A 20,993-nucleotide genomic window follows, 5' to 3' on the forward strand; every position below is an offset into this window, starting at 1 on the left:
AGATTCGGTTACGATCCGTAGCATCCGGTGATGACCCGGACCGTGACGTCGACGTATGGCGAACGCGTCCGATGTGGCCCGCGCAGATGGGTAGGCCAGCGCTCGTCAGCGCCTCCCAATGGGCACGAGTCGCGTCGATGCTCTACGACGTCCTCGTCCGTAGCCGGCCCACGCTCATGCGCCTCGGACCAGATCGGTACTCCAGCCGATCTCTACGGCGACAGAACCTGACACCGTTCGCGGCCGAGGCAACCGTGCAGGGACGCGCGCCTCGCGTCGAGTGCTACGCGGTATCCAGACAGCAAGCGCCGAGCGACGTAGCGGCCATGCTCTCACTGGGCTTGGGCGACGCCGTCGTTCTTCGAGAGAACAGGTACCTTGCCGACGGCGAACCCGTCCAACTCGGTGATACCTACCTGCCGACGAACGTAGTCGGAACATCAATGCTTGCGACCGAACTGGACTTGGGGCCGGGCGGGACCTTCGCGGCCCTCGAAAGACTCGGATACCGGACGGCGCGCATCAAGGAACAGGTCACCACCCGATTCCCGACCCGCGACGAGGCGGAGATGCTGAAGCTCCTGCCCGGTGCGCCCGTCATCGTGTTGCTGCACGCCTCCATCGACTCCGATGGCTTCCCGTTCGAAGTGACCCGCTACATCATACGGTCCGACGTCATGGCGTTCTTTACATGGCGAAGGTCGCTGCCTGACCGCCAGCGCATCCGGCGACACCGGCTGGCATGCCAACGTGTCCGCCCACCCGGTTTTGCGGGCAATCGGCAAACGACCTGGAGGGAACTAGCCGGTCACCGCCAGTGGTCGGCGGCAGACGACGCCATCAGAGTGCCACCCCGCGGCGCAGCAGTCCCGGGCAAGTCCTGTGCTGGTTCATGCGCGGGTGGGGCGCCGTGATCGTGGCCCGGTGCCGATGAGTCAAGCGAGCCCGGTGTCGCCGTCGACAGCAGCTGAACACGTCGACTTCGACCAGAGCCCGGACTCGGAGCGCGGGATCGGATCACGGTGCCGGGCCGTCACCACCGTACGACCCCTGCGGTTGGCCGGCGGCCACCAGTGCGCAGCGTCCCCGGCGATGTCGAGGACCGTCCAGCCGAACCAAGGCAGCCCTCACCCCCACGGACCCCGCCACGCGAGTACGACCATCAAGCCACATGCGACAGGGTCTCCGGTCCGCAGCGGTGCCAGCAACTGTCGCTACCGTCGAACGTCAGATGTCGCCGACGGGACACCCGAACGGGGCGCCGGGCGTGATGGTCGTCGACGTCGGGTGGGGTAGCGTGTCGCGCATGTCCTGTTTGGGGTGAGAGTCGGGGATGACCTGCGGAAAGACGGCGGGGTACGCCGAGCGCGGGATACGCGAGGCATGGCCGGCCGCGCCGACGCGGTTCTAGGGGGATAGTCGTGCAGGTAAGGCTCTTCGGTGAGGTGTCCATCCATCGGCGGGGCCAGCCCCTGGCCGCGCCGCCGGGTAAGGCCCTGGAGCTGTTCTGCTATTTACTGATCCACCGCGACCGCACCCACACGCGAGAGGTCATCTCGGAACTGTTGTGGCCAGGTGCCGAGCCCGGAGCCGCCCGCAAGTACCTGCGGCAGGCGCTGTGGCGACTCAACACGATCATGCAGGAACAGCCGGACGTCCAGGGCAGGACGAGCGACCTGGTCGTCATCGACCCCAGCTGCATCCGCATCAACCCGGAGGCGTCCTGCTGGGTCGACGTGGACGCGTTCGAGGAGAGCTACGCGGCGGTCCGGGACATCCCCGGCGAAGACCTCACCGACGACCAGGCGTACACGGTGGAGTATACGCTGGAACTCTACCGTGGAGACCTGATCGCCACGTCGTACCACGATTGGTGCAGTGGCGAACGAGACCGCCTGCGGCATGCCTACCTGGCCATGCTGGACCAGCTGATCGCCTACTGCGAGGCGCATGGGCACTACGCCAAGGGCGTGGGCTTCGGACAGGCCGTGCTGCGTCACGACGCGGCCCGGGAACGCACCCACCGTCAGTTGATGCGGCTGCACTACACGGCCGGCGACCGGATCGCCGCACTTCGCCAGTACGAACGGTGCACCTCGGTGATGGAACAGGAGTTCGGGGTACGGCCGTCGGCGGACACGACCCTCCTGTACGAGCAGATCCGGGCCGATCGGGCCGGGGAAATCCGGCCGGTCTCCCACCAAGCGACAGGGCGGGTACCGTTTCCTGACTCGTCCCGTCCTGCCAGCCCGGTGCTCGACAGCGCCCGGGATCGAGAGCTGCGGTCGGCCGCGGACAACCGGGATGAGGTGCACGACGTGATGGGCGGTCCGGGCTATGCCAACTCGACCCAGCATCTGCTGGCCGAACTCGCCCGCCTCGATGTGCTGCTGGGTCGGCAGATCAGGCGGGTCAGGCGAGCTCAACCCGGGCCCGCTGGCGAAGCGTCCGCCTATTACATCTCCGACGCCGAGGTCGACGCCTTGCTGGACCGTGGCCCCGACGCCGGGCACGCGGCCGACGACCCGGAGATCGAATCGGAGCTGGACAAATTGTCGGGCGAGATCGCCGAGCGGGTCGGGCACAGCGTCCGCCGAGGTGTCGGTCTGCGCCTGGTGGCGCTGGCCGGACTGTTCGACCTCAGCCCGCTGGATGTCGAGATCGTCGTGGCCTGCCTCGCGCCCGAGATCGATCGGCGCTACGAACGCCTGTACGGCTACCTGCACGACGACCTGACACGGCGGCTGCCGACCATCGATCTCATGCTCGCCATGCTGTGCCACGACCGAGTTGCGCGGGTCGCCGCGCGGACCCGGTTCGCGCCGTCCGCCCCGTTGCTCAGACATCGCCTCGTCACCTCGGCCGAGGACCCCGCCGCCCCGGTGCACTCACTGCTGGGCAACAGCGTCCGGCTGGATCCGCGCGTCGTGGGGTTCCTGCTGGAAGACGACGTGATCGCCGCGCAACTGCGGCCGTACGCGCGGGTCGTCGCACCGACCGCAACCCTCGACGACCTGTACTTTCCCGCGGAGTTCGCCGCAGCACTGGCCCGGCTGAGCGGGCACCCCGGCGACGACCTGATGGTCTACTGCCAGGGGCCCTACGGCGTCGGCAAGCGAAGCGTCGCGGCGGCGTGCGCGCGTCGCTGGCGCTTGTCGCTGCTGGTGGTGTCCGCGAATCTGCTCGCCGACCGACCAGTCGAGGAATTCGCGGCCCTGGTCGACCTCGTCGAGCGGGAGGCGCGGCTGCAGGGCACGGTCATGTACTGGGAGAACGTCGACGGCCTGCTCGCCGAGCCGACCGGCCAACGGCTGACCGTACTGCTGTCCGCCCTGGCCGCGCACCCTGTTCCGGTGTTCCTGGCCGGGAACACCGCGTGGGAGCCGGTCGATCCGCCGGCGGGTGTCACCTTCGTCCGGCTGGAGTTTCCCACGCCCGGGTACCCCGAGCGGCTGCGCCTGTGGCAGAGGGCGATCGCCGGGCTGGACCGGGAGACGCTGGATCTGGCCGCGGTCGCCGGCAAGTTTCGGCTCACCGGCGGGCAGATCCGGGACGCCGCCGGGACCGCCCGTAACCTGGCGCACGCCCGCGCCCCCGGCACGGCCCGGATCACCCAGGACGACCTGTATGCGGCATGCCGCCTGCAGTCCAACCGGAAGCTGGCCGATCTGGCGCAGCGAATCCTGCCGCACTACCGCTGGACCGACATCGTGCTGCCCGCCGACCGGATGGAGCAGCTGCGGGAGATCGCCAACCAGGTGCGTTACCGGGCGGTGGTCTACGAGTCCTGGGGGTTCGAGCGCAAGCTGGCCAACGGACGAGGGCTGGCGGTGCTGTTCGCCGGTCCGTCGGGCACCGGCAAGACGATGGCCGCGGACGTGTTGGCCCACGATCTCGGCCTGGATCTGTACAAGATTGACCTGTCGACGGTGGTGAGCAAGTACATTGGCGAGACGGAGAAGAACCTGTCCCGGATCTTCGAAGAGGCCGCGACCAGCAACGCGGTGCTGTTCTTCGACGAGGCCGACGCGATGTTCGGGAAACGTTCCCAGGTCCGCGACGCGCACGACCGGTACGCCAACCTCGAGGTCAGCTACCTACTGCAGCGGATGGAGCAGCACGAGGGGGTGGTCATCCTGGCGACGAACCTGCGAAAGAACCTCGACGACGCGTTCACCCGCCGGCTGCACGTGACCATCGACTTCCCGGTCCCCGGTGTCGAGGACCGTCGTCGCATCTGGGCCCAGGTCTGGCCCGAGCATGCGCCGCTGGACCCGGCAGTCGACCTGGATCTGCTGGCCCGGCAGATCGACCTGCCGGGCGGAAACATCCGTAACATCGCTCTCGCCGGTGCGTTCCTCGCCGCCGCCGACGGCGGCAGGATCACCATGGCGCATCTGCTGCACGCCACCAGACGCGAGTACCAGAAGATGGGCAAGATCCTGTCCATCGGAGAGTTCGGTGGCGACGTCGCGAACGGAAAGGACCCGATCCATGTACACCGTCCGGCTTGACCCGGCGGCAGCCACGACGTCGGCCACGGCGGCGAGGCCGGCTCCGCGAGCCGCGCCGCAGGGCACCCGGCCCGTCCATCCGGCTGGTATCGCGACACGGCTGCAACGCCGGTACGGCAACCGCCAGGCGGCGGCGATCATTCAGGCCAAGCTGATGGTCGGTCCGGCGAACGACCCGTACGAGCGGGAAGCGGACCGAATCGCGGGCCTGGCCACGGGCTCGACCGCCCACCGGGCGCCTGCGGCGGGCCACCGGCACCCCCACCATTCCGGTGAGCATGACGTGCGGGGGCCCGCCGGCGGGCTGGCGGATCCCGCCGTCACGCAGGCGGTGGCGCGGGCGCGTGGCGGCGGACGGGCCGTGCCCGACGGAATTCGACACCGGATGGAGCAGGTGTCAGGCGCCGATCTCAGCGGGGTACGACTGCACGTGAACGCCGAGTCGGACCAGCTCAACGCCGCGCTCGGCGCCCGGGCGTTCACCGTCGGTGCCGACGTGTTCGTCCGTCGCAGCGAGTACTCGCCGGGCAGCGCGCGCGGCGACGCCCTCCTCGGTCACGAGCTCGTCCACACCGTCCAGCAGGGCGCCACCGGACCGGGCCGGGTCAGCGGCCCAGGGCTCACCGCACAGCGGTACCGGGACATCGCGGTCACCGATGCCGAGTACCCGGAGATCGTCCACTCCGATCAGGATGGCGTCGTCGAGTTCCCGAGCCAGGTCGAGGTCAACGGATCTTTTTTCAAACCGGGTTCCGTGAAGGTGAAGAGCCCCCGTATGGGCGGTGGGGTGGAGATAGACGAGCTCCGCGCCAACGTGATCAACACCCCGAACCCGGTGCTGCGCTTCTCGGACGATTTCAACCTCGCGGTCGAGGCCGACGTCGAGGCCAAGGTGTTCTTCGCCACCCCGGACCGGGTCACGCACGCCAACAAGAAGCTACGTGGGCAGGTCCGGCTCGGGACGGTCCCGGCGGAGCAGCTCGTGGTCCGTGTCCAGCAGGGCAACGGTGCGACGAGGACGAAGCGGCTGCACAAGGTCGAGCCGGTGCAGGTTCCGTCGAACCCGTACCGCTACGGCAAGAAGACGCTCAAGAAGCGGGCTCGCGGTGCGATCTGGAGTCCGAAGGAGATCCGGCGGGGACTCGCTGTCCAGACCCCACAGAACTGCAACCAGATGGCGCCGTTCGTCACCGATCGGGCGGGACCGTTCGAGCAGGCCATCTGGGCCCGTACCGTCGCGCCGGCCGTCGACCGGGTCAGGGGCCGGATCGCTGTCCGTGCCGGCCGCGCCAAGGGGCGCGCCAAGGGGGAGGCAAAGTTCAACCGGAGACTCGACAACGCCCTGAACCGACCCAATGCTGGTCCGGTCGAGGACTACGGGCAGCTGATCGAGGAACTGGTGGACGAGTACCGGCGACTCGAGACGGCCGAGCCGCAGTTGATGCGGCAAGCGCTGCAAGACATTCTGGCCAACAGATATCTGCAGCCGGTCGTGGGCTCCACGCTGATCGCGACCGGTCAGGGAACCGCTGCTGAGATGCAGGCGGCGGATCCCAACACGGTGTTCCCCTACCACTATGGAGGGGTCGTCGCCACCAGCGGCAGGGACTACGTCACGATGGAAAACTACGCGCGACGCGACCCTCAGGTACGCTCGTCGACCTCGGGCGGCGGGGACCCGCTCTTCTTCTTCAAGATGTACAGCACGAGCGAGGGTCGCGGCGAGACCTGGCACGAGGCCCAGGACCGGTCCGGTGATTTCGTCGGCGTGTTGATCTCCCGGGAGACGCACAAGAACTGATGGGCTGTCGCGGTTCGCGCGACTCCCGTCGGCCATCTGCATGAATTGTGTCGCGCATCACATTTGTTGTGAATACTGCCAGCTCAGCTGTCCATGACGGATCGTTGCGGGATTGGTGGAACGGGCCCGGAGACGCCGGGGCAGACGCTGACGGGACGCCGGACGGGTAGACCTCTCGTCCGGCTCGGACGGCGCGATCGGGAGCGAGGAGGCGTTGATGTTCCACGATCTGGATGACTCGCTCGCCGCCCTCGTCCAGGGCGAGCTGGCGCTGCCCGGCATCACCATCAGCTTCGCCACGCCGGACGATCAGTTCCCACCCTCCGGGGTCACCCTGCCCGCGGTCGCCTTCTTCCTGTACGACGTCCGGGAGAACCACGAGCTGCGCACCAACCAGTGGGAGAACAGCCGGCAGGAGTCCGGAATGATCACGCGGCGGCGGGTGCCGGCCCGGGTCGACTGCTCCTACCTGGTCACCGCGTGGCCCAACGAGAGCGCGCCCAACCCGGCGCAGGACGAGCATCGCCTGCTCGGCGACGTGCTGCGGGTGTTGCTGCGCCACCGGGAAATCCCCGCCGACTACCTGAGGGGCGACCTGGTCGGGCACCAGCCACCGCTGCGTGCGATGGTCACCGCCGAGAGCCAGCTACAGGGTATCGGCGAGTTCTGGCAGGCCATGGGCGGGCGGCCCAAGGCGGTCCTGCACTACAGCGTCACGCTCAGCGTCGACGTCTTCGAATCCACGCCGGTCGGACCGGAGGTGACCGAGCTGGTCGTCCAAGTCGGCCAGGGCGTGAGCCACGAGTCCTGACGGAGGGGGAGTACCCACAGATGCCGCAGTATCTAGCGCCGGGCGTGTACGTCGAGGAGGTTCCCTCGGCGATCAAGCCGATCGCCGGAGTAGGGACCAGCACCGCCGGCTTCGTCGGCGTCGTGGCCGACGACGTCACGATGCCGCTGCTACCTGGCCGTTCCGGGGTGACGGCGAACGGCGACGTCGAGCCGACCGACTTCCATCCGGTGGCGCTTGCCGGCGAGGCGCAGCTCGTGGACGGCTGGGAAACCTTCAAGAGCCTCTTCGGCGACATCCAGCCCGGCAACCACACCCTCGCCCACGCGGTGTACGGCTTCTTCAACAACGGCGGCGGTCGCTGCTGGATCACCCGGGTCGCTCCCGGCGACGCCGACGCGGAGCCCTCGGACGAGGATCTGACCGACGCGCTGGAAACCTTCACCGCGATCGACGAGATCGCCCTGGTCGCGATCCCGGGCGCGGTGAGCGACGTGGTGCAGACCGCGCTGCTCGACCACTGTGAGAACCAGTACCTGCAGGACCGTTTCGCGATCCTCGACGGTCGGCAGACCACCACCCTGACCAAGGCGGCCATCCAGGGCGATGTCCGGGACAGCAGCTACGGCGCGATCTACTACCCGTGGATCGACGTGGGTGTTACCGACGCCGACGGCAACCCGGTGTACCAGCCGCCGAGCGGGCACATCGCCGGCGTCTACGCCCGGGTGGACACCGAGCGGGGCGTGCACAAGGCGCCGGCCAACGAGGTGATCCGGGGCGCGTTGGGCGTCGAGAAACTGGTCAGCAAGCAGCAGCAGGCCGGGCTCAACCCCGACGACATCAACGTGATCCGCAAGTTCGACGGCAACATCACGATCTGGGGCGCCCGTACGCTCGCCGGCAAGGAACAGGCCGAGTGGCGCTACATCTCCTCCCGGCGGCTGTTCAACTTCCTGCGCGAGTCGATCGACGAGGGCACCCAGTGGGTCGTCTTCGAGCCGAACGCGCCGGAGCTGTGGTCGAAGATCCGGCGTAACGTCAGCGCCTTCCTGACTACCGTGTGGGCCTCCGGCGCACTGCTGGGCAACACCCCGGAGCAGGCGTTCTACGTACGCTGCGACGAGACGGTCAACCCGGCCGCGGTCCGCGACGCCGGCCAGCTCGTGGTCGAGATCGGAGTGGCCATGGTGCGCCCGGCCGAGTTCGTGGTGTTCCGGATCAGCCAGTGGGCCGGCGGGATCCAGTAGGGCGGAGTCGGACGACATCGTGATCCACCAGCTCACGCCCGGGGTGCAGCGGCAGGACGTGTTTCCGCCACCGCCCCGGACCCTGCTCACCGGCGTGCCCGCCTTTCTCGGCCGCGCCGCCAGCGGCCCGTACACGCCGCAGCGGCTGACGCTGTGGCCGCAGTTCGAGGCGACCTTCGGTGGCGCGATCTCTGGTGGCGCGACCTCCGGCGGCGCCGCGGATGGCTTCCTGGCCGACGCGGTCCGGGGATTCTTCGACAACGGCGGGACGCTGTGCCACGTGGTACGACTGCCCGAGTCGCTGTCGCACGTCGAGGCCGTGCAGGACGGGCTGGTGGCGTTGGACAACCTGGACGACGTCGACCTCGTCTGCGCCCCCGACATCGTCGCCGCCGTGCCGTGGCCGGTCGACGACGACCCCGGCCGGGTCATCGTGGCGCAGCGGGCGATCCTGCGGCACTGCCGGGAGCGCGGTGACCGGTTCGCGCTGCTCGACGGTATCCCGGCGGTGGATCCGACGGTGGTCGTCGACCAGTGCGCGGCCTTGACCGGGCCCGACGGTGCGTACGGTGCGCTTTACTACCCGTGGCTGGGGGTGTCCGGCGGGGACGGGCGGCTGCGCTACCTGCCACCGTCCGGGCACGTCGCCGGGGCGTACTCGACCGCCGACCAGCGCGTCGGCGTCCACAAGGCACCGGCCAACACGGTGGTCGAGGGTGCCGTCGACCTGCAGGTGCATCTCGCCGCGGCCGAGGTGGGCACGTTGTACGAGCAGCGGGTCAACTGCCTGCGGGCGTTGCCCGGCCGCGGCGTCCGGGTGTGGGGTGCGCGTACCCTCGGCGCCGATCCGGCCTGGCGGGACGTGACCGCCCGGCGGCTGGTGAGCACCATCGGCCGCTGGATCGAGCGGTTCATGACCGGGCTGGTCCACGAGCCGAACGACGTACGGCTGTGGGTGCGGATCATGCGGGAACTCACCGCCTATCTCGACGGGCTGTTCCAGCGCGGCGCGCTGCAGGGCCGCACCCCTGCCGAGGCGTTCTACGTCAAGTGCGACCACGAGACGAACCCACCCGCGGTCATCGAGGCCGGGGTGGTAGTGACACACATCGGAGTGGCACCGACCGCACCGGCGGAGTTCATCACCGTTCGCGTCATCCACGGCGCGAGCGGGGTGACGGTCGGCGTGGCGTGACCGGTGCGGATGAACAGTCGGTGCGACACCAGTCGGTGCGACAACAGGAGGTACGGTGGACAGATTCGATCCCTACTTCGGGTACAACTTCGCGGTTGAGCTGGACGGCATCACCCGGGCCGGCTTCCGGGAGGCCTCCGGCCTGGAGACCAGCCAGAACGCCGCCGAGTACCGGGAGGGCACGGACCGGAACCTGGCTCCGCGCAAGATTCCCGGGCTGAACAGCTACGGCGACATCACGCTCAGCCGTGGCCTGACCAACGACAGCAAGCTGTGGGAGTGGCGGCAGAAGGTGATGAAGGGCACCGTGGAACGGCACAACGTGTCGATCACCCTGCTCGACCAGCAGGGCAACCCGAAGGTGACCTGGAATCTGTTCGACTGCTGGCCCAAGTCGTGGAGCGGGCCCAGCCTGAACGCGACCAGCGACGAGATCGCCGTCGAGCAGCTCATCCTCGCTTGTGAACGCATCGAGGTCGACCAGTGGAGCTAGCCGGGGTCACCGAGGCCCGCCGCACCGAGTTCCCCTTCACCCTGCCGCACGGCCTGGTCGCGCCGGACGGCACGGTGCACCGCGAGGGGACCATGCGGTTGGCCACGGCGCTAGACGAGATCGAGCCGATCAAGGATCCCCGGGTGCGGTCGAACCCGGGGTACCTGGTGATCATTCTGCTGGCCCGGGTGATCACCAGGTTGGGTGGGCTGGAGTACATCAACACCAACGTCGTGGAGAATCTCTACTCCGCCGATCTCGCCTACCTACAGGAATTCTACCAGCGGATCAATCTCAACGGGCATGCCCGACTGCAGGTCGACTGCCCGCACTGCAGTGGATCGTTCGAAGTGGAGCCGCCCAGCCTGGGGGGATGACGCGCTACTCCCCGGACCGGCTGCACGAGGAAGTAGCGTACCTGGCCTATCACTTTCACTGGCCCTATCACGAGATCATGCAGCTGGACCACCGGGAACGGCAACGCTGGGTCGCGGAGATCGCGCGCATCAACGAACGGCTCAATGAACAGGGAGGGACACCGCGATGATGTCGACCGGGATTCCGCTCGGGCTGAGCTGGGCGCCCGCCGCCGTGGGTAACTGGACCGGCCTGCGGCTGCCCGACCCGTTTCCGACCTTCAACTTCGCGGTGGAGGTGGAGGGCCTGCTGCTGGCCGGCTTCAACGAGGTCAGCGGCCTGGAGAGCCAGATCGAGATGGAGTCCTACCGGGAGGGCGGGGTCAACGGTTTCGTCCACCAGCTGCCCGGTGCGGCCACTCCGGCCCACCTGGTGCTGCGGCAGGGACTGAGCCCGCTCAGCGGCCTGTGGGGCTGGTACGACAACACCGCCCGTGGCGTCATCCAGCGCCGCAGCGGCACGATCGTGCTGCTCGACCGGTGGCAGATCCCGGTGATGTGGTGGAACTTCCGCAACGCCTTGCCGGTGCGCTGGACCGGTCCGACGTTCAGCGCCAGCGGCGACGATGTCGGGTTCGAATCGCTGGAGCTGGTGCACGAGGGCCTGACCAAGCCGCTGCTGGGCCAGGCCGCCGCGCTGGCGCACGGCGTGGCCGGCATGGTCGGCTGACGGGGAGCCCTGCGATGACCGACGACACGATCTTCGACCCGGCGCTGGTCCACCGGCTGTCCCGGCCGGCCCGACGTCCCGGCCTGGTCGACCTGGGCCAGGCCCGGTCCGCGCTGACCCGCCATCACGTCATGACGGCCGGTCTGCCGCTGGCGGAGATCGCCTCGCGCTACGTCGACGTGGCCGCGCGGCAGCACGCGGGGCCGGCGGCACCCATCGTGTACGCGCGACCCGTGCCACCACCGCCCGCCGAGCCGACAGCCGCCGCGACCGGTCCCCGGCCGGCGGGCCCGGCCGTGGGCGTTTTCCCGACCGGCCCGGGGGTCGGCGTTTCCCCGACCGGCCCGGCCACCGCGACGACCGGTCCGGCCAGCCCCGTGCCGACGGACGCCGGGCCACCCGCGCCGGCGCACCCCATGCCGGTCGCGGCTGCCCGCCGTGCGTCCACCGCCTCGACGGTCCCCGCCGCCGCGTCCGTCGCCCAGACGTCCGGCGAAACCGTGTTCGACGGGACCGTGTCCGGCGTACCGTCCGCGGACGCTCCCGGCCCGGTGGTGCCGGCGCGTCCGGCCCGCCCGACGGCCGGGTTGAGCCCGATGTGGATCGCTGCCGGTCCCGGTGTCGCGGGCCGGGGCGCCCGGTCGGTGACATCCCGGGCTGTCGTCGGACGGCCGTCGGCGGTCCACCGTACGGCGGCCGCGTCGGCCACTTCTCCCGACCCGGGCTCCGGGCCACCACAGGCCCACCCCGGCGGACGGCCGGTGCCGACCGGGCCGTCGCCGTCAGCGGGTGTCCCGGGCGCGGCGGCAGGGCCGTGGGCTCCCGGCACAGCGGGTCGGACGGCCGCCGGACCTCATCTGACCTTCCGGACCCCACCCACGCCGGACCACACCATTGGGCTCGCCGCTGGTGTGCCGGTCGCCGCCGGGCGGCGACCGGCACCCACAGCCCCGGCCCAGGTGGTCGCGGCGCGGCGGCCGGCGCCCGGACCGGTGTCACAGCTTCCGCTGGCCGCACCGTCGGTGACCGCCGCGCAGGTCCGTACGGCATCCGGTACGGCGGGCGTGTCGTCGGCACCTGGTCTGTCGCCGTACCCGACCGTGGCGGGCCCGGCCCGAGCCGCCGCCAGCGGTCCCGGGTACGCCGCTGCCGGCCCCGGCGGCCGCGGATTCGGTGGGCGTGGATTCGGCGTGCGCGGATTCGGTGGGCAGCCGCCCGGTGGACCCAGGTCCGACCCGCCCACTGCCGACCGTGCCGGGCCGCAGCCGCAGCCGGGACCGGCCGCGCGGGTGGACGTCGGACACGTCACCGACCAGGTGCACGACCGGATCATGCGCCGGCTGGCGGTCGAGGCCGAGCGTCGGGGGGTGCGGCGATGAGTCTCAACAAGGCGGGCCTGGCCAACGCCCTGCTCGGGTTCGGTCCCGGCGGTGGTGGACTGCAGAAGCTGACCATCACCCACGATGGCACGGATTTCGAACGCAACGGCCCGATCGAGGCGCTGTTCAATCCGCACGAGATCACCCGGTCGCGGTCGGTCAGCTGGCACGCGCACGAAAGCGCGGGCAAGGGCAGCGCCTGGACGTGGAGCGGGCTGCAGCAGGAGTTCGCGGCCATGCAACCCGCGACGCTGTCGCTCGAGCTGTTCTTCGACACCTACGAGTCGCGGGCGGAGGCGTCCATGTTGGCGCGGGCGGCCTCGTTCGTGACACCGCCCAACCCGTTCCAGACCGGTGACGCGACCGATGTCACCGCGCTGACCGGCCGGGTGTCCCTGCTTGCCGAGTTCGACAAGGAACTGCACCGGCCACCGCTGTGCACCCTGTCCTGGGGCGCCTTCGCGGACATCTTCACCGGTGTGCTCACCCAGATCAGCGAACGGTTCACGATGTTCCTGCCCGACGGTACCCCGGTGCGGGCGACCGTCTCCTGCAGCTTCGTGGAGTCGCTCACCGACGCGCAGCTCAACGAACGGGAGCTGCACTCGTCCGATGTGCACAAGACGTGGGTGGTGCGACGCAACGACACGCTGCACAGCATCGCCGCCGCCGAGTACCGGGATCCGCGCATGTGGCGGCACATCGCCTCGGCCAACGGCATCGTCAACCCCCGTGACCTGCGTCCGGGCACGGTGCTGACCATCCCACGGCTGAGCTGAGCGGAGAAACTAAGCCGATGGAAGCCGACGAGTCGGGGCCGGACTTCGAGATCCGGTGCGGCGGCCGGCGCCTGCCGCCGGACGCCCACAAGGACGTGGAGTCGGTGACCGTGCTGGAGGACCTGAACGCGCTGAGCATGTTCACCGTGACGCTGAAGAACTGGGACGCGAACCGGCTGTCGGTCACCTGGTCGGACTCCACACTGTTCGCGGTCGGCACCGAGGTGCGGATCTCCCTCGGCTACGTGAAGGACCTGCACCTGGCGATGACCGGGGAGATCACCAGCCTGGAGCCGTCCTTTGTCGAAGGTCGCCCGCCGATGCTGACCGTGCGCGGATACGACCTGCGGCACCGGTTGGCCCGCCGGCAGCGGACCCGGACCTTCACCCGGACCAGGGACAGCGCCATCGCCCGCCAGCTGGCCAAGGAGGCCGGTCTGCGTGCCGAGGTGACCGACACCGGCACCGATCTCGACTACGTGTTGCAGAACAACCAGACCGATCTGGAGTTCCTGCAGCGGCGGGCGGGGCTGATCGGCTACGAGATCCACGTGCGGGACAAGGTGCTGTTCTTCCGGCCGCCGCAGCACGGCCGGGCACCGACGGCGAAGCTGCGCGTCGGGGACGACATCTCGCAGTTCACCCCCCGGCTGCGCACTCTGGGCCAGGTGGCCGAGCACGCCGTGCGCGGCTGGGACGTGACCGGCAAGCGGGCCGTCGTCGCCACCTTCGGCTCCGGGTCGGAGTCCACCACGATGGGCTCCGTCACCGGTCCCCAGCAGGTCGGTCGGGTCTTCGGCAGGACCAGGTCGACCAGGGTCGACCTGCCGGCGCGGAACCGGAGCCGCGCCGACCAACTCGCCCGGGGACAGTTCGACGACCTGGCGCTGAGCTATGTCACCGGCGAGGCCGAGTGCGGCGGACAACCTCGGCTGCACGCCAGCGAGGTGGTGCGGATCGAGGGGGCGGGTGCGACCTTCAGCGGTGACTACTACGTCGTCGCCGTCCACCACTCGGTGACCGCCGCGCACGGCTACCGGACCAGCCTCGAGGTACGGAGGAACGCGGCGTGACGGACGTTTACCAGCTGATGGGCCAGGACCCGGCCCAGCCGAACGGGCGGTTCCACGGGGTGGTGATCGGCATCGTCACCAACAACAGCGATCCGGACGGGTTGGCGCGGGTCAAGGTGGCGCTGCCCTGGCTGGCCGACGACGTCGAGACCGACTGGGCACGGGTGGCCGCCCCGATGGCCGGTGCCGGCCGGGGCTGCTACTTCCTGCCCGAGGTCGGCGACGAGGTACTGGTCGCCTTCGAACACGGCAACCCGGAGGTCCCGTACGTCGTCGGTGCGCTGTGGAACGGCAAGGACGCCCCACCGGTCACCAACAGCGACGGACACAACGACGTACGGGTGATGGTCTCCCGCAGCAAGCACACGATCCGGCTGATCGACACCGAGCAGGACGCGCGAATCGAGATTGTCGACGGCAGCGGCAGGAACAGCATCGTGATCAGCACGAAAGACAACCAGATCACCATCACCGCGCACGCGGACGTCGTCATCTCCGCCGGTGGACGGCTGCGGCTGGCCGGCAACGGCGTCGAGATCAGCTCCACGGCCGATGTCAAGGTCCAGGCCAAGTCGGCGCTCGCGGTGAAGTCCAGCGGTCAGCTGGACATCGAAGGCAGTCAAGTCAACATCAACTGAATGGGGGTGAGATCTCATGGGACAGTTCGCGGCGAAGCAAGGCGACCAGGTCAACGCGACCGACATCCACATCGTCATGGTCCCCGGGGCACCCGCGCCGACACCGACACCGTTGCCGCATCCCTTCACCGGGATCATCAACGGCGGGCTGAGCGCCGATGTCAAGATCATGGGCAAGCCGGCGGCGGTGGCCGGCTCCACCGCCGAGAACACCCCGGCGCACGTACCCACCGCACCCGGTACGTCGTTTCAGAAGCAGCCGTCGAACACGGCCACTCTCGAAGGCGGCAGTGCGACCGTGAAGATCAACGGAAAGCCGGCGATCAGATCCGGCGACCTCGCGTCGACCTGCAACGATCCGCAGGACCTGCCCAGCGGGACGGTCATGGCCACGGGCACGGTGACGATCGGGTGACCGGCGCGGTGAACCACGGATTCCTCGGCACCGGCTGGGTCTTCCCGGTCGGTCACGATTCGGAGCAGGGCATCCGGCTCAGCGACGACGGGGCGGCCACGGTCCGCCAGTCGATCGGACTGATTCTCGGCACCGCACCGGGTGAACGGGTGATGCGGCCGGACTTCGGTTGCGGCATCCACGACATCGTGTTCGACGTCAACGACGCCGGCACCGCCGGCCGAATCAGCCGCTCGGTGCGGGAGGCACTGGCCCGCTGGGAACCACGCATCGACGTCCTGGACGTCTACGCCGTACCCGATCCGCAGGATCGGCGTCGACTGCTCATCGAGATCAACTACCAGGTGCGCTCGACCAACAGCCGGTTCAACCTCGTCTACCCCTTTTACCTGGCATGACCGGACAGCCCCCACCCATCGATCCCCGCGACCGCGACGCGCTCGCCGCGCAGACCGCCGCGCTGGCGACCCACTACAGCGGCTGGCAACCGCCCGCTGGCGGGCGACCCGACGCCGGTCAGGCGCTGATCGGCATCTTCGCGCGCTACGCCGAACTGGTGGTGCAGCGGCTGAACCAGGTACCGGAACGCGACTATCTCGCGTTCCTCAACCTGATCGGGACCCAGCCGGCGCCGCCGCGACCGGCCCGCGTGCCGCTCACCTTCGCCCTGGCCCGGGGCAGCCAGACCGAAGCGGTGGTCCCGGCCGGCACCCAGGTCGCGGCCACCCCGCGCGACGGCGAGGACGACGAGGTCGTCTTCGAGACCGCGACCGATCTGGTGGTCACGCCGGCCCAGCTGCGGGCCGTACTGGTCGACGACGCGCCGCACGACAGCTACGCCGACCGCAGCGCCGCCGCCACCGGCCAGCGCGACGAGCCGTTCGCCGCCTTCACCGGCGACCAGCCGGTGCCGCACCGGTTCTTCGTGGCCTGTGATCCGGTACTCGCCACCGAGGGGACCAAGACGGTCACCCTCGCACTGACCGCCTCAGACAGTGCTCTGCTCGCCGAATGGTCGATCTCCTGGGCCTACTGGGACGGTGCCGGGTGGCACCCCGTCGAGGTCGGGTCGACGGTCTGGGGCGGCGTCTGGACGGTGACGCTGGCCGATCTGCCGCCGCTGCCCGCGTACGACGTGAACGGCACCACCGCCGGTTGGCTGCGCGCCCAGCTGGACATGCCGATGCCGCAGCCGGTCGCCGGGCTGGCGCTCGACGCCGTCGCGTCCGGCCGCCGGATCCCGCAGCCTGACGTCGCCGGGGTCTTCCCGTTCGGCGAGACCAGCCAGGGCCGATGGTGCTACTTCAGCGTCGGCGCGGCGGCTCCCGGCACGGCCGCCCGGCTCGCGGTCACCCTGGCCCGACCTGGCGCGGCCGCCGACCCGGCGACCCCGGTGCGGCTGGTGTGGTCGTACAAGGTCGGCGACGACTGGCGGCGGCTGGGCGAATCCGGCACCGCGGCGGCGGAGTCCGACGGCGACGTCGACGGGGAGCTGCGCGACGGCACGCTGGCGTTCACCGGTGACGGCGAGGTCAGTTTCCGGGTACCGGCCGACTGGCCGGCCGAGCTGTTCCAGGGGCGATCCGGCCATTGGCTGCGGGTCGAGGTCGTCGACGACGGGGCGACGTACGCCACCCTGCCCCAACTGGCGGCGGTGACCGTCGCCTACGACTGGGAGCTGCCCGTCATCACCGGCATCGACGTGCGGATGCAGACGGCACCGGATCCGGTGGCGCTGCCGTACGCGTTCAGCAACGCCAGCCCGCTCGACGTGACCAAGGACTTCTATCCCTTCGGCGAGCGGCCCCGGTTCAACGACACCTGTTACCTGGCCTGCCCGGCCAGCCTGGTCTGGCCGGGCGCGGAGCTCGTCGTCGAGGTGACGTTGACTAACGGGCCGGCCGACCCGGAGGATCCGGACGACCAGGCTGATCCTGCGGTGCCGCCGGTGCGCACCGACGGTCATCCACGGCTCGTCTGGGAGGCCTGGGACGGCGCGGGCTGGCGGACGGTGACCGTCGACGATCCGGAGTACGCCTTCACCGACAGCGCCACCGTGACGCTCACCCCGCCGGCCGGCTTCGCCCGCACCGAGGTCAACGGAATCGAGGAATACTGGGTGCGGGTCCGGCTGATCAGTGGTGACTACGGCGTCGCGGCCCACTACACCCGCACCGACGACGGCGGCTACGAACTGGTCGAGGCCACCTTCGCGCCGCCGGTGGTCACCACGTTGTCGTGGCGCTCCCGGGCCGGACTGGCGGCCGCGGTCCCGGCTCAGGCCTGCGTGACCGAGAACGACTTCCGCCTCGTCACCCATCACCGCGACGGCGACGAGCCGTGGGAGGTCACCCCCTTCGTGCCCAATCCGAGCCGGGAGCCAGCCCTCTACCTCGGCTTCGACCAGCCGTTCGGCAACCGACCGGTCACGCTCTACCTGCAGGTCGAACCACCGGCGCCGGAGGACGTGGTGGCCGACCGGCTCGCCGGGACCGACCTGACCGACCGGGCCGACCTGGCGTGGGAGTACAGCGGTGCCGACGGCTGGCGGCCGTTGGCCGCCGTCGACGAGACCGGGACGCTGGGCGACCGCGGCGTGGTCCGCTTCGTCGGTCCGCCCGATCTCAGCGTCCGCGAGTGTTTCGGCCAGCACCGCTGCTGGCTGCGACTGCGTCACCGGCGCGGAAGCTTCGCGATCCCGCCCCGGCTGCGCCGGATCTCGCCGAACACGACCTGGGCGACGCAGGCGACCACCGTCACCGACGAGATCCTCGGGTCGGGCGTCGCCGAGGCCGGACAGCTGCTCGCCACCGCACAGACGCCGGTGCTGGCCGGCCAACATCTGGTCGTCCGCGAGCCGCAGCGGCCGTCGCCGGCGGAAGAGACCGCGCTCGTCGAGGCCGACGGCCCGAACGCCGTCGTGGTCATCGACGATGCCGAGCAGATCTGGGTACGGTGGCACGAGGTGACGGACTTCCACCGCTCCGGACCGGGCGACCGCCACTACACCGTCGACGCTTCGACCGGTGAGATCAGCTTCGGTGACGGCCAGGCGGGCCGGGTGGTGCCGCGCGGACAGAACAACGTTCGGATCACCTACCGCACCGGCGGCGGCGAGCAGGGAAACCGGCCGGTCGGCAGCATCGTCACCCTCAAGTCCGCGGTGCCCTATCTGGACTCGGTGATCAACCACGAGCCGGCTTCCGGCGGCTCGGGGTGGGAACCGCTGGACCGGGTACGGGACCGGGGACCGAAGGCACTGCGCCACCGTGACCGGGCGGTCACCGTCGACGACTTCGTGGACCTCGCGTTCGAGTCCTCTGCCGAGGTGGCCAGGGCGCAGGCGGTGTCGCCCAGCGGATTCGACCCGTTCGACCTGTGGCTCGACCCGGGCGAGCAGCCGGGCGGCGAACATCAGCAGGCCGATGCCGGTGGGGTCGGGGTCATCGTGGTCCCGTACTCCGCCGCCGCTCGACCGGCGCCGAGCTTGGGTCTGCTGCGCCAGGTGGAGCAGTACCTGCGGGCGCGATGCGGGCCGACCGTCGGCCTGTGGGTCGCCGGGCCGGAGTGGATCGAGGTGACCGTCACCGCTACCGTGGTGGCCGCCTCGCCCGAGGCCGCCGGGCTGGTCCAGGGGCGGGTCGTGCAGACCCTGGACCGCTTCCTGCATCCGCTGACCGGCGGACCGGACGGCACGGGCTGGGCGTTCGGCCGTAAGCCGCACCGCTCGGACGTCTATGCTGCGATCGAGGCCGTCGACGGGATCGACCATGTCCGCGAGCTCGCGGTGGCGCAGGTGGCTCAGTCCGAGTCGCTCGGCGAGCGCCTGGCGGCAGTGCTCAGCCGCTCGCTCGCGCAGGGTGCGGCCGAGCCGGTGGCCGCCGACCTGACCCGATGGCTGGCACGCGCGCTGGTCTACTCCGGGCGGCACCAGATCACCGTGACCCTTCCAGCGTGAGGACCGCCGTGCCGATTCCGTTGCCGAACCTCGACGACCGCGACTACGACGACCTCGTCGGCGAGGCACGCTCGCTCATTCCGGTCCTGCTGCCGGAGTGGACCGACCACAACCCCAGCGACCCCGGCATCGTCCTCGTCGAGATGCTGGCCTGGCTGACCGAAATGCAGCTGTACCAGGTCAACCAGATTCCGCAGAGCCACACCCGCAACTTTCTGCAGCTGCTCAACGGCCCCGAGTGGACGCCGCCGGCCACCGGCGGGCTCGACGCCGCCGTCCGGCAGAGCGTGACCGATCTGCACGAACGCTACCGGGCCGCAACCGTGGACGACTACGAGTACCTGGTCGGCCGGACCTGGCCGACTCAGCCGCAGGCCGACGGACTGGCCTCGGTGCGGCGGGTCCGGTGCGTCGCGGGTCGCAACCTCGCCGGTGCCGATCCGGCCGCGGCCGCCGCGGCGCACGTCAGCGTCGTCGTCGTTCCCGAGCCGGACACGGCGGCCGACACCCACCCGGTGCCCACCGAGGCACTGACCACCGCGCTGTACGAGTTCCTCGGCCCGCGCCGGCTGCTGACCGTGCGCCACCATGTCGTCGGCCCGCAGTACGTCGACATCGGCGTCTCGGCCGATCTGGCGTTGCGCGAGGACGCTCCACCGTCCGACGCCCTCGCCGATGCGCAGGCCCGGCTGCACCGGTTCTACGACCCGCTCACCGGCGGCGCCGCCGGAACCGGCTGGCCGTTCGGGCAAGGGATCCACCCGTCCGAGGTGTACGCCGTGCTCGAACAGTCGCCGCTGCTCGACTACATCGAGAACGTCCAGCTCACCCTGGCCGACGCCGACGGTGCCGCGGGTGGCGCGGGTGGCGCGGCGGCCAGCATCGCGTTGGATGTGCACCAGTTGCCCCGGCTGGCCCGGCTGGACCTGGTCGGTTACGACATCTACGGCCGAACCCACCCGCCAAGCGGGGAGGACGTACCGTGAGCCGATACCTCGATTACCTGCCGGCGATGTTCCGGCAGGACCCGTTCGTGGGCCGGTTCCTGCAGGCCTTCGAGGCGATCCTGACCGGTCGCGACGAGGTCGAGGGTCTGGAACAGACCATCGGACGCTCGGCCGACTACATCGATCCGGTGCACACCGGCGAGGACTTCCTGCCGTGGCTGGCCGGCTGGGTGGCGCTGAGCCTGCGCGCGGACTGGGACGTGGACACCAAGCGTGGCTTCATCCGGGAGGTCGTGCCGCTGTACCGGCAGCGGGGGACCGTGGCCGGGCTGCGCCGGATGCTGGAGATCTACCTGCGGCCGTTGGCCGACCAGGTGACCCGGGAGGACGTGGTGATCCTCGACGAGTACGAGACACCAGTCCACTACTTCCAGGTGCAGCTGACTCTCGGCGCCGCTGACCGCGACGAGCTGCGCAGGGTGCAGGAGACCGCCCGGGCGATCATCGACCGGGAGAAGCCGGCCCACACGTTCTACGCGCTCAAGGTCGTCGTGCCCACGATGCGGCTGGTCTCCGAGGAGTTGAAGGAACTCGAAGGCGGCAAGCCGGAGCGGCTCGTCCTCAACCGGAACACGTTGCTCGGCACGCGCGACTTGACCTGAAACCCGAGGAGGT

Annotated in this window: 19 protein-coding genes; all 19 read left to right on the forward strand. The window is 70.0% G+C overall.

Going from position 1 to position 20,993, the window contains the following annotated elements; genetic code table 11:
• Positions 1-137: 137 nt before the first annotated feature.
• The 19 genes from ACN27F_RS28545 to ACN27F_RS28635 all read left to right on the forward strand — a co-directional run bounded on the left by ACN27F_RS28545 (position 138) and on the right by ACN27F_RS28635 (position 20,980).
• A complete protein-coding gene (locus tag ACN27F_RS28545; protein WP_421438565.1) occupies positions 138-914 on the forward strand; it encodes a GntR family transcriptional regulator in 777 nt (258 codons plus the stop codon).
• Between the two features lie 507 nt (positions 915-1,421).
• Complete coding sequence (locus ACN27F_RS28550) at positions 1,422-4,514, forward strand: AAA family ATPase (RefSeq protein ID WP_421438567.1); 3,093 nt, start codon at positions 1,422-1,424, stop codon at positions 4,512-4,514.
• Entirely contained in the window at positions 4,495-6,315 is a 1,821-nt protein-coding gene (locus ACN27F_RS28555; protein WP_421438569.1) for a DUF4157 domain-containing protein, read from the forward strand. The genes ACN27F_RS28550 and ACN27F_RS28555 overlap by 20 nt, the downstream gene beginning before the upstream one ends.
• A 217-nt stretch (positions 6,316-6,532) precedes the next feature.
• Entirely contained in the window at positions 6,533-7,126 is a 594-nt protein-coding gene (locus ACN27F_RS28560) for a DUF4255 domain-containing protein (protein WP_421438570.1), read from the forward strand.
• 20 nt (positions 7,127-7,146) lie between these two features.
• Entirely contained in the window at positions 7,147-8,355 is a 1,209-nt protein-coding gene (locus tag ACN27F_RS28565) for a phage tail sheath family protein (RefSeq protein ID WP_421438572.1), read from the forward strand.
• Positions 8,356-8,374: 19 nt separating this feature from the next.
• A complete protein-coding gene (locus ACN27F_RS28570) occupies positions 8,375-9,550 on the forward strand; it encodes a phage tail sheath family protein (protein WP_421438574.1) in 1,176 nt (391 codons plus the stop codon).
• 55 nt (positions 9,551-9,605) lie between these two features.
• Positions 9,606-10,043 (forward strand): phage tail protein, encoded by a 438-nt coding sequence (locus ACN27F_RS28575; RefSeq protein ID WP_421438576.1) that lies wholly within the window; start codon positions 9,606-9,608, stop codon positions 10,041-10,043.
• On the forward strand, positions 10,034-10,420 hold the full coding sequence (locus ACN27F_RS28580; RefSeq protein ID WP_421438578.1) for a hypothetical protein: 387 nt from the start codon (positions 10,034-10,036) through the stop codon (positions 10,418-10,420). Before ACN27F_RS28575 ends, ACN27F_RS28580 begins: the two co-directional genes overlap by 10 nt.
• Positions 10,417-10,590 carry a DUF6760 family protein gene (locus ACN27F_RS28585; RefSeq protein WP_421438580.1) on the forward strand — a complete coding sequence of 58 codons (174 nt, stop codon included), beginning with the start codon at positions 10,417-10,419 and terminating at the stop codon, positions 10,588-10,590. Before ACN27F_RS28580 ends, ACN27F_RS28585 begins: the two co-directional genes overlap by 4 nt.
• Positions 10,587-11,129 carry a phage tail protein gene (locus ACN27F_RS28590; protein ID WP_421438582.1) on the forward strand — a complete coding sequence of 181 codons (543 nt, stop codon included), beginning with the start codon at positions 10,587-10,589 and terminating at the stop codon, positions 11,127-11,129. Before ACN27F_RS28585 ends, ACN27F_RS28590 begins: the two co-directional genes overlap by 4 nt.
• Positions 11,130-11,143: 14 nt before the next feature.
• Positions 11,144-12,508 (forward strand): hypothetical protein, encoded by a 1,365-nt coding sequence (locus ACN27F_RS28595; protein WP_421438584.1) that lies wholly within the window; start codon positions 11,144-11,146, stop codon positions 12,506-12,508.
• Positions 12,505-13,287: a LysM peptidoglycan-binding domain-containing protein gene (locus ACN27F_RS28600; protein ID WP_421438585.1), complete on the forward strand. Its 783-nt coding sequence runs from the start codon at positions 12,505-12,507 to the stop codon at positions 13,285-13,287. Before ACN27F_RS28595 ends, ACN27F_RS28600 begins: the two co-directional genes overlap by 4 nt.
• 17 nt (positions 13,288-13,304) lie before the next feature.
• Positions 13,305-14,360 carry a phage late control D family protein gene (locus ACN27F_RS28605; RefSeq protein WP_421438586.1) on the forward strand — a complete coding sequence of 352 codons (1,056 nt, stop codon included), beginning with the start codon at positions 13,305-13,307 and terminating at the stop codon, positions 14,358-14,360.
• Positions 14,357-14,998, forward strand: coding sequence for a phage baseplate assembly protein V (locus ACN27F_RS28610; protein WP_421438587.1), 642 nt, complete (start codon positions 14,357-14,359; stop codon positions 14,996-14,998). The genes ACN27F_RS28605 and ACN27F_RS28610 overlap by 4 nt, the downstream gene beginning before the upstream one ends.
• A 16-nt stretch (positions 14,999-15,014) precedes the next feature.
• Positions 15,015-15,413, forward strand: coding sequence for a PAAR domain-containing protein (locus tag ACN27F_RS28615; protein ID WP_421438588.1), 399 nt, complete (start codon positions 15,015-15,017; stop codon positions 15,411-15,413).
• Positions 15,410-15,811, forward strand: a complete 402-nt coding sequence (locus tag ACN27F_RS28620; protein WP_421438589.1) for a GPW/gp25 family protein — start codon at positions 15,410-15,412, stop codon at positions 15,809-15,811. The genes ACN27F_RS28615 and ACN27F_RS28620 overlap by 4 nt, the downstream gene beginning before the upstream one ends.
• Positions 15,808-19,371, forward strand: coding sequence for a putative baseplate assembly protein (locus tag ACN27F_RS28625; RefSeq protein WP_421438590.1), 3,564 nt, complete (start codon positions 15,808-15,810; stop codon positions 19,369-19,371). The genes ACN27F_RS28620 and ACN27F_RS28625 overlap by 4 nt, the downstream gene beginning before the upstream one ends.
• Positions 19,368-20,357 carry a hypothetical protein gene (locus tag ACN27F_RS28630; protein WP_421438591.1) on the forward strand — a complete coding sequence of 330 codons (990 nt, stop codon included), beginning with the start codon at positions 19,368-19,370 and terminating at the stop codon, positions 20,355-20,357. The genes ACN27F_RS28625 and ACN27F_RS28630 overlap by 4 nt, the downstream gene beginning before the upstream one ends.
• A complete protein-coding gene (locus ACN27F_RS28635; RefSeq protein WP_421438592.1) occupies positions 20,354-20,980 on the forward strand; it encodes a phage tail protein in 627 nt (208 codons plus the stop codon). The genes ACN27F_RS28630 and ACN27F_RS28635 overlap by 4 nt, the downstream gene beginning before the upstream one ends.
• Positions 20,981-20,993 lie beyond the last annotated feature (13 nt).

The sequence above is a fragment of the Solwaraspora sp. WMMB335 genome (assembly GCF_049179075.1).
Taxonomy (GTDB): Bacteria; Actinomycetota; Actinomycetes; order Mycobacteriales; family Micromonosporaceae; genus Micromonospora_E.